At 58.2% G+C, this 15,982-nt stretch carries 8 protein-coding genes; 2 read left to right on the top strand and 6 right to left on the bottom strand.

The annotated features are described in order from the left end of the window. Positions 1 to 6: 6 nt before the first annotated feature. Positions 7 to 3,003: a type VI secretion system Vgr family protein gene (locus tag ACEN9G_RS12910; RefSeq protein WP_413337467.1), complete on the bottom strand. Its 2,997-nt coding sequence runs from the start codon at positions 3,001 to 3,003 to the stop codon at positions 7 to 9. A 1,129-nt stretch (positions 3,004 to 4,132) separates the two neighbouring features. Here ACEN9G_RS12910 and ACEN9G_RS12905 point away from each other — a divergent pair. Together ACEN9G_RS12905 and ACEN9G_RS12900 are read left to right on the top strand one after the other, a co-directional pair. Beyond that, positions 4,133 to 8,434: an NACHT domain-containing protein gene (locus ACEN9G_RS12905; protein ID WP_413337466.1), complete on the top strand. Its 4,302-nt coding sequence runs from the start codon at positions 4,133 to 4,135 to the stop codon at positions 8,432 to 8,434. A 264-nt stretch (positions 8,435 to 8,698) separates the two neighbouring features. Continuing rightward, the gene (locus ACEN9G_RS12900; protein ID WP_413337465.1) at positions 8,699 to 9,034 is read left to right on the top strand and encodes a PIN domain-containing protein; all 336 of its coding nucleotides are present in this window, start codon (positions 8,699 to 8,701) and stop codon (positions 9,032 to 9,034) included. Positions 9,035 to 9,053: 19 nt separating this feature from the next. On the opposite strand, the gene ACEN9G_RS12895 is transcribed toward ACEN9G_RS12900, so the two are convergent. The 5 genes from ACEN9G_RS12895 to ACEN9G_RS12875 form a co-directional block, all read right to left on the bottom strand. Then, the gene (locus tag ACEN9G_RS12895) at positions 9,054 to 9,566 is read right to left on the bottom strand and encodes a restriction endonuclease (RefSeq protein WP_413337464.1); all 513 of its coding nucleotides are present in this window, start codon (positions 9,564 to 9,566) and stop codon (positions 9,054 to 9,056) included. Then, positions 9,554 to 10,018: a hypothetical protein gene (locus ACEN9G_RS12890; RefSeq protein ID WP_413337463.1), complete on the bottom strand. Its 465-nt coding sequence runs from the start codon at positions 10,016 to 10,018 to the stop codon at positions 9,554 to 9,556. Before ACEN9G_RS12890 ends, ACEN9G_RS12895 begins: the two co-directional genes overlap by 13 nt. Further along, the gene (locus tag ACEN9G_RS12885; RefSeq protein ID WP_413337462.1) at positions 10,018 to 10,644 is read right to left on the bottom strand and encodes a nucleotide-binding protein; all 627 of its coding nucleotides are present in this window, start codon (positions 10,642 to 10,644) and stop codon (positions 10,018 to 10,020) included. Before ACEN9G_RS12885 ends, ACEN9G_RS12890 begins: the two co-directional genes overlap by 1 nt. 396 nt (positions 10,645 to 11,040) lie before the next feature. Then, complete coding sequence (locus ACEN9G_RS12880) at positions 11,041 to 14,499, bottom strand: AAA family ATPase (RefSeq protein ID WP_413337461.1); 3,459 nt, start codon at positions 14,497 to 14,499, stop codon at positions 11,041 to 11,043. After that, a complete protein-coding gene (locus tag ACEN9G_RS12875) occupies positions 14,496 to 15,758 on the bottom strand; it encodes a metallophosphoesterase family protein (RefSeq protein WP_413337460.1) in 1,263 nt (420 codons plus the stop codon). The genes ACEN9G_RS12880 and ACEN9G_RS12875 overlap by 4 nt, the downstream gene beginning before the upstream one ends. Positions 15,759 to 15,982: the final 224 nt, after the last annotated feature.

The following is a 15,982-nucleotide window of genomic DNA, read 5'->3' as shown; positions in this document are numbered from 1 at the left end:
GTTTTTTTATACGGTGGATGTTTTCAAAGTTGACGGCGGGACTTCAGCGCCGATGCGCGGCAGCGATCCGGGCAAACCAAGGGTCGACGCAACGGCGGCGGCAGGCTTGCCGGGACTTGACGCGCCGTAGGCATTCAGGGTCGCGTGCCCGATCGGTGCCAGCAGTGCTTGCGCGCCGCCTTTTTGCAGCGACCGCACGACGCTTGCCGCTTGTTTCGCGGCTTGCGCGATCGCGCCGAAGTTGCCGGCTACGCCGGTGAGGCTGGCTGCCGCACCTTTGGCGTCGGCGAGCAGTCCGGGGTTCTGCGCCCTTGGCACCGACGTTGGCCGGTCAGCCGTGGCCGCCGCATCGGCGCCAGCCTCGGACAGCGCGACGGCCGGCCATTCGGTTCCCCGGCCGAAGTAGCTGCCTTCATCCCACGGATCGCGCGGATCCTTGTCGTAGCTGACCGTGGCCATTCCCATCGGCAGGCCGGCCACGCTGGCAAAGCCGTTGCCATCGAGCGTTCCGCGGTGGACGCCGCCTTCGGCATCGATGACGGTGTAGTCGCCTTGCTGGACGCCTTGCTTCCTGCCGCCTTCCTGATTCACGTACTGGTGATACAGGTCGAGCTGCCCCGGCGGTAGCTTTACGGTCTGCGGCAAGCCCGGCGTGCCTTCGCTCTTGCCGGGGTCGAAGCTATGTTTCGCCGCGTGTTGACGCCAGATGCCGTTGGTACCATGGACGATCCCCGATGCGTTCCAACGGCTGAAGCTGGTGCCGCCGTTGATCACCACCTCTTCCTTTGCCGTGATCGTGATCCGGTTGGCGGTATGGGTGATGTTGAGCTTGGCCAGGATGTTCACGCTGTCCTTCAAGGCGGTGATATCGATGTCGGCGCTCGCCGCCACCAGCTTCATGCCGGCCTTGTAGGCAAACAGGCGCACCGCTTCCTTGACGCTGGCCAGCAGGCTCTTGCCCGCGCTCAGGCTGATATGGCCGCCGCTGGTCAGGGCAGAATGCTCCACGCTCATCAGATGAGTTGAGCCCTGCGTGGTGGTTTCAATGCCGGCGGGGCTGGCCAGGGTCAGGTGGGGCGCCTGGAATTCCGGGAATTCGCCTTGCGCCGGAGTGCCTCCCTGACCTTTGATGGCATCGACCTGCGCCTGCAGCGCGTCGGTCACCTGGTCCTGGTCGCCGGGCTGGTGCGCCTGCGCCTGTTGTGCCACCTGCGACAGGCTGTCGTGCAACGCCTGGCCCTGCGCCATGCGCTCCAGCGTCTCCTCCATGTCCGTGATATGGGCCTGGGCGTTCGGCCGCCCTTCGGTGCTGAGCAGCAGGCCTTGCTGCGCGCGCACCGCGCCGCGGCCGTCGGTGCGCAGTTCGAAGCCTTGGCCGCGCGCGCCCTTGCGTCCAGCAGTGTCTTCGATGCGGTTGATATGACCGAGACTGAGCTGGCTGGCGAGATGGTCGCTCTTGAGTTGCGCCTGGATCTGCCCTTGCGTGTCATCCAGCACCAGGTGGTTGCTGCGTCCTCCGGGCGCGTTGCCGCCGTTGGCCGTCAGCTCACGGCTTCTGAGCCCGGTCAGCGCCCGCTGTTCGGGCAGCTTCCACGGCGGCATATAGCTCTGGTTGTACACCGAGCCGGTCACGATCGGATGGTCGGGATTACCGTCGAGCCATTGCACGATCACTTCCGAGCCGACCCGCGGGTGACTGACCAAGCCTTTCTCGCCGCCGGCCCAGTTGCTGCTTACCCGTACCCAGCAGCTACCGCTTTCGTCCCGGTCCCAGTGAAACTTGACCTGGATGCGCCCGTACTGGTCCACGTTCAGGCTGCCTTGACCTTCCGGGCCGACCACGATGGCGGTCTGCAAGGCCAGCAGTCTGGTATCCGTGCTGTTGAAGCCGCGTCCCGGCCGCCAGGGCAAGGCCTTGCTCTGGCAGAGCAGGCGGTTCTTGTACTCGGCGCGCGCATTCTTACCTTGCAGGTAATTGTTGCTGGCTTCGTGATGCACTTCCAGGATCAGGAATTCGCTGTCTTCGCTTTCGCTGAAATGGTCGAGCAGCCTGAACCACCTGCCTGCGGCGACTCGCCGGTTGTTGCCTTGTGCTTCGTACAGCTTGCCGCGGGCTTCGATTTCTTCCATGCGCAATTGCGAAAGCCGGTAGGCGTCGGACTGGTGCTTGAATCCGTAATGCCCTTCATAGCGATGCACCTCCAGCTGCGGAATATCGCCTTGCTGGTTGATGGTGACGGTGTCCGCATGTATCGGGCGCGGATTCTTGAAGTCGAAGCCGCTCACCGCAGTTTGTCCGGACGCCCACTGGCGCAGCGGGCTCCATTCGCCGATCGCATCCTCTTCGACCGCGCCACCGGCGCGGTGAAAGCGGATGCCGGGCGACGGCCCATCGATCGGCGCCGCGGCGCGGGTGTCGTCGCAGATCCTGAGCGTATGGCCTTCGCGGCTGTGTTCGTACCAATAGCTGTAGCCCGCCGCTTCCCAACGCCGGCACAGGTAGTTGTGGTCGGTTTCGTCCCATTGCGTGGTCATCGTGAACTGCGGTTGTTCGGCAGTGACTTCCCATTCCCACGCGGGTAGTCCATTGTAGCCAGCGAAGATCGTCTCCGCCTGCTCGCGCAGGCTTTTGGCATGGAACAGCCGATTGTTACGACGCAGGCGCGTGTACGCGAGCCACGGCGTCAGCACGGCCTCGTAGAACGCGATGCCACCATCGGTTTTGACCAGCTTGAACGACGTGACATAGCCGGTGAAGGGACGGAGGCTGCCGTCCGCCTGTACCAGCGAGACGCACAGCAGCTTGCCGTGCATTGCCTCGAGTTCTATCCTGCCGTCGTCGCTCAGGAGTTCCACCTTGAATTCGAAGTCGCGCGACAGGTATTCCGTGCCTTCGAACCGGTTCACCATCAACTTGACTCGCGGGCCGTCGTTCCTCGGGAACGACAAGCGCAACAGGCGGGTGCTTTGGTGAACTTCCAGCAGTGCTTGCAGGTCAGTCATCGTAGTTACTCATTCGTTGAGCTGCGCATTGTTGAATTCGAGGTGCTCGAAGTGGCTGTTAGCGCGTCTGAACTTGCGACGAAGTTCTTGACTGTAGTGATTAAATTGCGTGTAAACAGTGACAAAACGCAAGTTTTGGCGGGGTGCGCCGCGCAGTGGATTCTGCGACAACGCTGACCGAAGCGCGCGGGCGAAGGGCAAAGGCCGTTATTGATCGTGGGCGGCGGGCGCAACCCCGGTAAAGCGCTCGCCTTCTTATCAGTAACTACCTCAAGTCGTTTGATCTGATTCCCGACAAGAAAGCGATACCGCCGGAATTACTGCTTTATGCCGAACCGGGCAGACGCTGTTGCTGTTGAGAATTTCCTATCGGCGATTATGATTGTTCGGCGTAATAGAAAAGCAAAAAGCCCGGCTTTTCCGCCGGGCTCTGTACTTGTGGCCAACCTTTTTAGTTTAAGGCTAACTTTTCCTTGAGTGACTAATATTGTGGAGAATTCTCCCTAATCCGCCCCTCATTGCGGATAACTTCAGCAACTGAAGCCTGCCGTCTCGCTTCAACCGCTGCCGTTTGCGGACGATGTACCTAACTGTATGTCAGCTAGCCAGCGATCGTTAGTTGAAGCAAGCTCAGCCGTGTAGTTCTCAGCGCAACATCCTGGGAATAGTGAGTACAGCTCAGATGGGCGGCACTATTGGAACAAGCATTGAATCAATGTCGGGTTGAAGATACCTCGTTCACTCCAACGTTTTTAGACTATCCAGCTTGGCAGCGACTGCCCGACCAGTTAAGCCGGCACCTGCCAATCGACGGCCGAGATCGGCTGGATCTCGGAACAGTGGACCTGCGAACGATATAGCATTGACCACACCTACCAGTCGATCAATGAGTTCCATGACCTTTGCCTCGACCAAAAGACGAGGGCGATAGCTGATGTTCGGTGGCGGCATTGTACGGACGATCACGAGGCGCTGAGTTCTTCCCTGAAGACCAGGTGCGCGTGTTCCTGTACGCACCCGGTCAACATGCCACTCATCGGCTGTGTACAACAACCGATACAACAGTGACGTGACGAATTATCAAGGTAAAATAATTTCCTGAACTGTACGAGATCCCTGGACAATAGAAATGGCCGCCGTTCTCCCAAACGCACCCACGGTACCGCCAATCAAAGGCGATGAAACCCGGCAAGCGATCGCATCTCTCGGTGGCTATGTCTATCAGGTTTACGCAAGCTGCGCAGCGTGGCTGCTGCTCGACGCTCAAGCTGAACTGCACCTTGAAGTTGCCGACGATTATGCTGACGTTCTCGGTCAATCACTGCTTGCGACACAGGTGAAGTGCACTGCGACCACTTCTGTGACAATCGTCAGTAGTGCCGCACGCGCTACGATCGATTCCTTCGTGTACCTGAACACGAACAATGCTCATTACAAGGTCAAAGTTCAGCTCCTAACGACGTCAGAAGTCGGGCTGGAGCGCGACAAGACTGACCAGGTCGCCGGTCGCCCTACCTTGGAAGCATGGCGAGACGCGGCGGCCAACCGTTTATCGCCAACGGATCTAGACGAACTGATTCGTGTGGTTATGGCACAGGACTTGAAGCCGGCAACAAAGTCTTACCTTTCTAACCGCACGCCACAACAGCTACAGGCCGAGCTCTTCAGCAACATCATCTGGCTTACGGGCCAACCAGATCCGGAAACGCTTCGCAAACAGTGCCTGGATCTTCTCATCACCCAGGTTCACGAATTCTTCAAGGTGACGCCGCAGGACGCAGAAAAGGCTTTCCCGGCAGTTCTGCAGAAGGTCCTCGACACGGCACATGCCTCGACAGCGCGGAAACTGACCAGGGCGGATCTGCTTAAGGTGCTCGGAGAACAGTTCACGGTAACCCTCCGCCGCGACATCTTCGAAAACCTCATGCGCGCACTTGCGGCCCAGGAGGCCATATCCGCAAGCGGGGACGGTGCGCTCATCGATTTGCAGGCTCGATCGGAGGCATTTGCTCGCGAAGTCGACATCGCAGGCATGGACGCGGCCGGCAAACCGATGCGCCTGAGCAGTGGCTTGTTCGTGCCACGCGAGCAGGGAGAGGGTCTGCTGCAGGACCTGCGCCGGCCTATGAAGGACGCCATGGAGCGGCTTTTCGTTGTTGTCGGAGACGGCGGCCACGGCAAATCGAGCCTGCTGTGGTGGGTCTACCGTGAACTAAGGGACGACCTACAATGGTCTCCTCTATTCCTACCTGCTGCATCGTTTGCGAAAGCGACAGTCGGCAGCGGTCTCGACGTCGACGGCCTCGAAGACGCGTGCGCTGCAATCCATCGCGGCGGCAAGATGGCACTCATCCTCATTGACACGGCCGACTTGCTGCTACGTGACCCGGACAATGCGGGACTGTTCGCCGGACGGCTGGCTGGCCTGTTGGAGGCGAACGCCTATGTCGTGCTCAGCACGCGTCCTGGCGAACTCGAGCGAATTGACATGGCCAGGTTTACACCTCGCATTTATCGTCTTAAGACATATTCCGATACCGAGCTAATATCCGCGTTGACATCCTACGCGAGACGGCACGGTTACAGCCAAGCCGAACTCGATCGGATCTTGCGCGCAGTCGCCATGTGGCGCCCACTCAAGGACGTGTGTGCGATTCCGCTGGCAATGCGTATGCTGTTCGACATCTACTCCCCGCATGGCATTCCGGAAGACATCAATCTCTTCGAACTTTATAGGGAGTACTGGCAGTACCGGATCCGGTCAGATCGCCGTTCGACTGGACTGCTCACGGATGCAGTGCCAAAAAATGGCCGGGATTGCTCCAGAGTGGCTGCTTACCTCGCACTGCAGATGTTGGTCGAAGGTACTTTGGACCTCGAGTACCGTCAGGTCATCACACTATTTTCCGCAGTGGATGGCAAGATCGAACTTGTGTCAGACCTGTTGCACCGCGGAATATTGCAGAGGAGCGGCAAGCACATCCATTTCTTCCATCAGACGCTGTTCGAATACGCGGCCGCTCAGGGTCTCGTGGTTCTGCTCGGACGCGACGGAATCGACCTGTTATCGCAGCGCTGCGACGAACGTCCGGAAGACTTGTTTATGAAACCGATCCAACAGCACGCCTTGCTGCTTGCCGAAGAGGTCGGGGGGGCGGTCGCGAAGGCCGCGCACCGGGAGCTTGACAGGTTGTTGCACAGTACAGACTTGGCCGACCAGAGCGTCGCCTTGCATGTCCACTGCAGCATGCGGAAAGCCTGCACGGAACGCGCTAACAAGGTGCAGGCTCTGTTGCTCGACCCCGCTTCGAGTGAAGCACTGCGCGTCCATTTTTTACGCACGGCGACTAATATCCCGTCAAAACGGCTCAATGAGCTGATCGCACTGGCACGGCCGCTATGGCTCGCGGCGAGTCCGCGCATCCGTCAGCATATGGTACAGATGTTCGGCCGTCTCGCGTCACGGATGCCGGCCGACGTGTTGGCCCTGATAGGCAGCCTGCGGTTGCGCGACCACGTTTTCGATGCCGCCAACGTGAGAAACGATGTTGTCACCGACTATATCTATCTGCTCGGTAATCTGGCACTGTCCGCTCAGCCGACGTCGCACGGTGCTCTCAGCCTTCTCGGCGATGCTCTCGATAAGGCGCTCGCCAAATTCACGCGCCTAGATTGCGCGGCACAGGTCGTTTCCATCGTTGGCCAGCTCGACACTACAGCGATCAACTCGTTTCTCAAAGCACAACAGCCCCGACATAAGTATTGGAACGCGAGCGCATGTAAGGCAGGCGCCGACACCTTTACCAAGCCTTATGCACGTTTATGGGCAGGCCACTGGATAGCGTCAGGCACGACATTGGGCCAGTTGCTAGCGTCCGCGCCCACGACCGATGGTGCCGAACTCGCTGTTCACCTGTTTGGCGTGGACGAGTACATTAGACGGCAACTTGCCGGGAACATGGTCCATGACTTGCCTGCATTGCAGAGTCACATGACTGGACTAGATAAGCCGTTGCGGATCTTGTGGGCACGGTTCGTCTTGGGTCCGATGTTGGGACGTGCATACCAAGCACCGGCTACCCGGCAGCCTGCCCTTCTGGCACTGCAATCTGCGCTCGACCTCGGCATCGGCGTGCTGCGCCGGAAACAGGGCCATGTCGAGCTAGGAGTGGCCGTACAGCTGCTCGAAGCCGCCGTACTGTCGGCGCAGTCAACCGCAGCGTTATTCGGCGCTGTCCAGCCAGGAGTCGCCCTCGGCGAATGGACAGGCACGTCCGAACTCATGCCTTTCCTGCTCGCGGCATCGGAAGGCGGCTTGCCCGGCGCTCGAGTTGCCTACGAGGCAGTGCTCGGCGACCCGACGAAATACAGCCGGGCCGCATCGACATTACAAGCCCGGTTGATCGCGGCGTTTCGCGACAATCCTCAGCCAAAGTACATCGATGCCCTGCTTGACCTGGTCACGCATACCGGCCAAGCGGCTTGGCTGCGCGAATTGCTGCCTGAGCTCTCCGATGCCTCAAGGACGAACGAAGCTTTCCGTGAATCCCTCGAAAAAAAGGTGCGCGTCATCGTCCGGAGCGCATCTACCCGCGCCAGCAAGAGCGTGTTGCAACTGTTGCCCGAGCTGGTCACTGCGGACGCCGTCCACGTGCCGGCCATGGACGAGGTCTTCACGTGGCTCGACAAGTTGCCGGACACGGAGACGCGTCTGCATCTCGCGGCCTGGACGGCCGATGTCATCTGTCGGAATGCTGCCGACGCTGCGCGCTTGGTTGTCTGGCTGAACGAGCACGTCTTCCCTGCTTTGCGCGCCGCTAGGGTGAACCGATTTCAGAAAGAGCAGTATCTGAACGCGTGCGCCGCCCTCGTGCGCCGCAGGCTACTTGATCCGCTCGAGTTCGTCGACGAACCATCGAGAACGACTTGGGCGGACCGCCTGCTCGACATTACTTTGAAGGCACCGGCGCTCGAAAATCATTTGACCTCGTACGGCTGGACGATCGCGGCTGCTGCAACTCGGTCCGGTACAGATGCTGCCGCTCTGTTCTGCAAATTGATCGGGTCGCCCACAGTACAGAACATTAGCCAAAGCGCACAGCGTGACCTGTCACGCCGCCTGACACCTGCCCTGCGTCAGGTATTCGCCCATGCGGACGAAGCGGACCGTGCGAAATTGCTTGCCTTTGCGAAAGGCTCCAAGCCGCACTTGGTGCGCTCGGTAATCCAGATTGCTCTCGAATGTAACGTCGCTGCCCTGAACGATAATCTGGAACGTTTGCGCACAGACTCGGGTTTCGATGCCGACCTTCGGGAACTGATTGCGCGCTTCTGGCGGCATCATCCCAACCTGGCCGCCATGCCGGATTGGACTGCCCTGCAAACGATGCTCGAAAATAGCGCGTCACCATCGGCCTATGGATCGAATTGAATCCGGGGAGGTCCGCCGCGACCGCCCACCCAAGCCCGACAAACTGAGCGACGCTGACGCGCCTGTCGCTACTGAATCTGATCGGAATCTTGGCGATCAGTTGAAGACGGTCCGCCCCCGCCAGGCTTACCTGTCATTGTTTTAGGCAAATCATCAGGTTGATTTTGTCCAAATACCATCTAAAACAAGGCAGAGCAAAAGCACATACAGAAATTCAGTACTCAGCAATAGTTTCTTTTACAGCTCCCGTCCTAGAGATATCGTATGCCTGTAATTTCAGTTAATGCTTTAAAAGAGGCGGTCATCGCGGGGAAAATCGGTGGAATATCGATTGACACCTCAGTTTTCGAACAATATGAATTTGGCTTCGAAACAGGCGTTTTGGCACAAATGGTGCAGTTCAGCCGCCTAGATATTGACCATTTTGTTTTTGATACAGTCCTTCACGAGATAACTAATCACCTAGTCAAAGAGGCAGATCTAACAAAGGCTCACTTAAAGAACGCCTTAAAGCCGCTAAGCAACAGTTGGGCGTTCGCCACTGTACAGAATCGGACCGGACCCATGCTTTCCATTTTTTGCTGTAACACTTTGTTTTGACCCGCCCGGAGTAGTACATTTACTCTCTTGAAAGAATCTCACGCAATTGGGAGGTGAGGACCGAGCTGATGTGATTTTGCCCGATAAATATGTCCAGATGACTTAAATCTCCGGCTAATATATCGGCTAAACGAATATGATAAAGCATAACTGTCCCCTCGCGATTTTTTCTTTCCAGTTCCACCTCTGCATCAGGAGCTAAAGACGCAGCTGTAATTATGACTCCCGAAGTAATTCTTTCCCGGTCCATATCAAGCAAAAAACCGCCCAATTGTTCGCGCGTGAAATCTGTCTTCCTTACTTTTACATTTATTGCAGTTCGTACAGGTTGACCTACTCCATCGGAATTTGATATATAAATAATACCGTCAATCCCTCCGTCTGCTGGACCTCGTCTTGGCGGAAGTCCGGTAACCTGCTCAAGTGGAGCGGCACCGAGCAAGGATCGAATAGTATTTTCCATTACCGCACGCTTATATTCCGCGCTAGTTTCAAGCACTCTCTCTACAAGAGCCTCCTCTAATTTTCCCATATGTCCATCTCAGTTGTATCGCCGAAAAGCATAGCCCGAGCCTCAAAAGCTTTTCGCAGGCAAAAATCGACTAACTGTTGGGAAGTTTTAATATTAATATCAGATTTACTCAAAATCAAGAACAGCTGCCAAGTACAAACTCGGATTGAAAGAAAGCTTTTATCCTTAGCACTAGTGCTTTTCGGAACTGGATTCAGCGTGATTTCCTTCAAGAAAATTAACCTGTCCGGTTTCGCCATTTTCAAGATGTCAATACCAGTTCGCAAGTAACTAGATGCGACGAGTGAAATCGAGTTCTCCACCACAATTTTCTGCGAATTCGTACACCAAAAAATTTGGAGTGCCGAAAGCAAATCAGGGTCAATTGTTCCAGAATAAACGAAGGAGATAGGCTTCTCCACCTCCCCTTTTATTTTCTCCAAAGCTAATTTTTCAATTTTCGATAGATTCATTAAAGAACCTCATAGAGAAGCGATTGAAGGGACTCGGTGTAATTAGGATCCTCCAGGAGGATCGGCGCGTTTTCAGATGGAGAGTAAGGAAGGTGTGTGTTGGCAAGTGTACTTTCAATACCATGATCGCAAAGCGCAGTCCTTATTTTTTCAAGCCCAGATGTAACTTCTCCCCCATGTGCCATGTTTGCAAACACACTGAGTCTAAGTTCACTTGGGGTAAGCGCAGTTGTCGTCAAAACAGCTCGGAGCTCACGCGGTATCCTATCAAGACCAATAGTGTCGTGTGGATTGATAGGCGATAGAACGCGCCATCCTGAGCGTGTGCCACGAAGAAGGTCAGCGCTAACGACGAAACTATCATCCGTATCTAAAACGGCATAATCGAAACCCGATGCTCCAGAAAAATTGTCTGGCACTCCTTCGCCTTCCATTTGAATAATACGGTTCCCGGAACTTCTAGAGAATTCAGGGGTGGTTGATAACACGCGGGACATAATCAGGCCGCCCGCCAAATCCACGGCCAAAATTCGTTGCCCTTGCCTGGCTAAAAGCAATGCAATATTGGTCGCTGTAGTAGTTTTACCAACGCCACCTTTTGGCGTATTTACGAGTAATTTGAGCATTATTAGTAATTAAAAATGAAGTTCATGACGTTTTCGCTCTTTAGTCATTCCCGTAGATGCTATTATCAGCACAAATTACGACAGTTCTACGCGAGCGAGCAAGCGTAGTCATGGGCTTTTTTTGCGTTTGGCAACATTCGGCACTGCTCGATCTAAAACTTCTGTCGCTCACCGATACCACAGCCCATCTGTAGGAAATTTATAGTAACAATTGACGAGGCCAAGGCACTATCCAATTTTAGTGGTTACTATCAAAATTTATTAGTGGCGACACTTAAGTGAGGTGACAACTGTTGGAAATAATTCTTCCAATCCTCCTAGGCATTGCGGATAATTCCGATGGCTGAGGTTGTCCTCTCGCTTTGACAGCCTTCGTCTGTGAACAGAGGTCCCTCCCTAGAGTCCGACCACTTGAAGCATCGATCCTGGCACGGTGCGCTCGGCCACATCCAACAGGTGCGCATGGTGCGTGAATAGGATCACTTGGTGTCCCTTGGAGAACTCCGCGATCGCGTGCAATGCAAGCGCGGCCCGGCTGTCGTCCGAGGTCATCAACACGTCGTCGAGCACCACAGGCAAATCGTAGCCAGCCTCGCGCCGGATCTCGAGCGCAGCCAGTCGCAGCGCCAAGTACAGCTGGTCGCGTGTGCCTTCGCTAAGGCCCTCAACCCTCACTTGGCTGCCATTGGCGCGCTGCGCCAGCAGCACCGGCTTATCGTCGCTGTCGTCGCTGATCAAGCGGACGAACTGACCATCGGTCATCTGATGGAAGTAGCGCGACGCCGCCGCCAACATTGGCCCCTGCGCGCGTTCGCGGAAGCGCTTGAGGGCCTCGGCGAGCAGGCTGTATGCGAGCCGGGAACGCATCCACGGCGCCATAGACAGTCGCACCGCAGCCGCATCGCGCTCCATCCGCTCTCGCGCGGCGGCTGCAGTGTCGGCACTGTCGACGTCGTCCAACGCGCGACGAGCGACCTCCTCGGCTTGACGTGCATTGCGCAGCTCGGTTTCAAGCGCCGCTAACTCGGCCGATGCCTGTGCTTCCTCCTCATCCATGCGCTCGGCATCGTAGTCGCGCAACAGGATACGCAGCTCATCCGCTTGTCGCGACGATGCCGCGGCCAAGTCTTTGCGTGCGCGATCAGCGTCGGCCTGGGCCTGACGCTTGCGTTGCGACTGCGCCTCTGCCTCGGGCAGCGCTTCAGGCGAATTAACATTGGCCGCGCGGCATAGTCGCTCCAGCGTCGCTTCGTGGCGTTGCGCCAGGCTTTCCTGCTCATGTTGGCGTTCCTGCGCGTCCTCCAGGCTCTGCTGCTTCAGGGCGCGCTCGCTTTCAATCAATTTGGCCTTCTTGAGTCTTGCTTCGAGCTGCGCCACGTACAGCCGTAAGTCGCCGGGCAGTGTCTCTCCCATCGCTGCTGCCAGTTCGCGTGCGTGGCCCAGTAGGCGGTCAAATGTTTGCTGAGCTCGCACTCCGCGCGCAGCAGCAGCGTCCAGATCGGCCTTGGCATTGGCCAGCGCCCCGAACTCGAGCAGCCGTGCGCGAGCGGCGGCGATCCCGGCTCCCAGTTCCAAGTGCAGCGTACCGAAAACCCGCGAGGAGACTGCCAACGCCGCGCTGGACTGTTGTTCTTCCAGCGTTTCCTGCTGCGCCTTGAAGCGGCGGATCTGACGTTCGCGCTCCGCGCGTTTGCCGACTGCCGCGCTGAGGGCGCGCTTGCGACGCTCCATTTCGTTCTGGATGTCCGTCGCGAGTGACCACAGGAGAGACAAAGATGCATTAACAGGAGCGGATGCGCCAACAGCCGTAATGGCATCGTACAGACCGTTCACCAGCTCACGCTCTGTTGCGCGCACCGTCTCCAATTCGTCGAGCAGCGACCGCAGCGTAGCGCTCTGTTCGCGCGCATCGCCGAGCCGTGACTGCCACTCGCGCAACGCGGCCGGCGCCAGTAGAGGCAAGCCCTGCGCCTGCAGCTTAGCATGCCACCGCTGCAGCGCAGTCGCATTGCGCTCCAGGATGTCGGTGTGATCGCGTTCGATGTCGGTCGACTGACGCACAAGCCGTGCCAGATCGTCTTGGCAGCCCTGCAATTGGGTCGCCCGTTCGGTATCACGTGCCAGCTCGTCGATGAGCCTGTCAGCATCGCGTGTTTCGGCCTCAAAAGTGTCCAGCATCACGATGGCAACGGCCTTACCGCCGTCATTCGCAGCACGTATCTGCGTCCAGGTGACGTCGCGCCGGTCGCGCGCGGCACGCACGTCCGTTATCGTGGGAACAGCGCCGGCCGCCAACAGCTTGTCACGCTTCGCTTCGACGACCACCTGCTCGGCTTTCGACTGCGAGAGCTGCTTGCGCAGCGTGACTAGTTCCGTTTCGGCGGTTTCGAACTCGCTGCGTGCGGCATCGATTTCGCTATCCAGCAGGGTGCGAATCTGGAGCAACTCCGCTTCGCTTCCCAGTCCGAGAGCCGCAGCGTCAGCTGCAATGGCGCGTTCCAGCGACTTGATCTCGGCCGGGAGCTGCTCCTTGCGCTTCATTAACGCTTCCTTGCGCGTCGCCTCGACCTGGGCCGTATCTAAGGCAGTAAGCAGCTCGGGTGCGGGCAGAGGCTCGACCATCTGCTCTTCCTCTTCGGCAGTGAGAGGGCGTGCCGACTCGAGATGCTGGCTCAGACGCTGTTGCGCCAGCTCGAATTCGCGCAGCACTTCCTCGATTTCAGCGCGCGCAGCCAAGCCTGGCACCAAGGCCAGCACGGCATCTGCTGGCTTGCCGGGCAGGATGCTGCCGGCACGTTCGCTCAGCAGGCGCTGCGCCTCGGTCACCTCGTCCGCGGCGGCGGCAATGTCGTTGCGCAAGGTGTCGAACGCCTCAGCGTTAGCGGCAAGCCGTTCGATGCTTGCCGCGGCGTCGAGCACCGCCTGATCTGGCATCAGGGTCTTGAGCTGCGCGCCCAGCCGCTGCGCAGTCGCCTGTGCCGCTTCTGCGCTTTGGCGCGCGGCCGCCAATCCAGCTTGTGCAGCGGCCCGTTCGGTCGCTGCTGTTTCGGCCAGCAGCCGTACGTCTTCCAGCTCGGCTAGCATTTCGTGCGCCGCATCCAGGCTGCGAATCAGCGGGGCCACGCCACGCAGCTCGGACAGGTGCAGACGCTTTCGGTTCGCCTCGCGATCGCGTTCCTCCAGTTCGGCTAAGTGCTTTTTCGCCACTTGGTGCTGTTTGAACAATTCCGCCCAGGCCGCCGGCTTGATCTGTGCGCTCTTGAACTCCGTATTATGGTCAGCGTAGCTGCGTAGGGCCTCGTTGATGCGAGCATTCTTTCCGCGTGTCCCTGGCATGAAATACGTCCGCGCAGACTGGTCGAGTCGTTCGAGCACTTGCGGAATGCTTCGTACGCCAGCACTGGCCTCGAACAGCGCTGCGCCGACTTCTCCCTGGCCCTCCAGCAGGGCCTCGCCGCCCCTACGAAGGCGTTCGTGATCCAAGCCGAACATAGCCTCGTAGTCTTCCTTCGACAGGCCACAAGTGATCAGTGTCTCAATCTCGGGCGGAACCGCGCTGCCGTCCGCATATTGCAGGGTGGTGCCACGACCCTTGCGACGGGTGACGTGGTAGCGCTTATCGTTGCAGTCGACGAGTATGCCGCCCAGCAGCATATTGCGGTGTTCGTGCAGAAAATTGTCACGGCTCAGCTGAGGTATTCCAAAGCGCAGGTCCGAGATGGCGCGCAACGTTGAGGATTTGCCGGCTTCATTCGGGCCATGGACGAATACCACGCTCTGCTCAGCGCTGCCAAAATTGAGCTTGCGATCGGTAAAGGGGCCAAAGGCGGTCAGGTGCAGTTCGCGCAGTTTCATCGTGAAGTTCCTTCCATGGCGCCCAGATGGGCAAGGACCGTCGCCTCTGCATCGGCCAGCAAGGCACGTAGTACTTCATGGCGCAGCGTCGACGGGTCGCAATCGGACAGACCGGGTGGCAACATGCTGAGGCCGCCGAGCTGGTCTAGCATCCATGCGCGTAGCCGTTCGTCGTTTGATGTGAGCTCGTCGACTAGGTGCACTACCTCCCCGACCGCATCGGCGCGTGCCAGGGCGGCGGCCCGATCAAGCGGCGAGCGCAGGTCGAGCTGAACCTCCTCGACCCACAAGTCGGCTTCCTCGAAGTCTTGGGTGCCCGCCTGAATCGCGGCGGCGATCGTGCCTGGCTGCTCGGCCTCGAACCGGTGCAGTTCGGTCTGGCCGCTAACGATCACTCGCAGCGCATGCAGGCGTTCGCGTTCGCCAGCCACCAGACTGGTGACCGCCGCCATAAAGCGCTGGCGCAGCACGTTGACGTCGGCCGCGCCGCTCGCATCTAGCCGCAGCTGGTGCCAGCGCACTACGTCCAGCGGTATGAACTGTGCGCTCTTGATGCTACCGCCGGTCACTGTCACCAGCTCGCAGCCCTTAGGCCCGATTTCCTTAGCATGACGGCCCTGCAGGTTGCCTGGGTAGACGATGCGTGGATCAGCGTCGCGCACGACCTCGCGCGCATGCACGTGACCGAGCGCGAAGTAGTCGTAGCCCTTGGCACACAATGCCTCGACCGTGGTCGGCGCGTAGGTGTCATGCCCACCTCGCCCATTCAGGCTCGTGTGAAGCACGCCAATGTTGAACATGTCGGCATGGGCGGCAGGATACTGCTCGACCAAGTCTTCCGGGACCGCGCGGTTCGGGAAACTTCGTCCGTGGAGTGCCACGCCGAGGTCCTCGATGATAAACGTCTCGGCCGAGGTCGACTTGAACGTATGAACACCATCGACTGGTGGTAGCTGTTTGGTGATCTGACTTTCGGCGTCGTGGTTGCCCTTGACGATGTAGACGCGGATACCTTCGCGCGTCATGCGCACCATCTGGTCGCGGAAGAACAAGCCAGTGCGGAAATCGGCCCAGTTACCGTCGTAAATGTCACCAGCCAAGATCACGAAATCGACCTCTTCCTCGATCGCGAGATCGACCAAGGCAGACAAGGCTTGCCGTGTGGCGCCGCGCAATCGCTGCACGGGTGCTCCTTCATAGCCGTCGAGCCCGCGCAAGGGGCTGTCGACATGGAGGTCTGCAGCGTGAATAAATTTCATGGACTTACCTCGAAAAATGAACTCGACAGTTGCCTTTCATTATTGCAATAGCAACGGTAGGGATCGGTTCGCTCATGTGAAGGGTGGCAAGCGGAAAATCGCCCGGTGCGCGTCAGCCATTTCGACTGTACTCGGGTTAAATTAAGGGACAACGGTAACCATCTTATTGCTGCCCAGCTATGCTCATGGAAATTTGCTCAGGAAATCGGCGATTGCAGAGGTTG

The organism is Massilia sp. Masssp94, from assembly GCF_059491305.1.
This window is presented reverse-complemented; position numbering and strand designations above follow the sequence as displayed.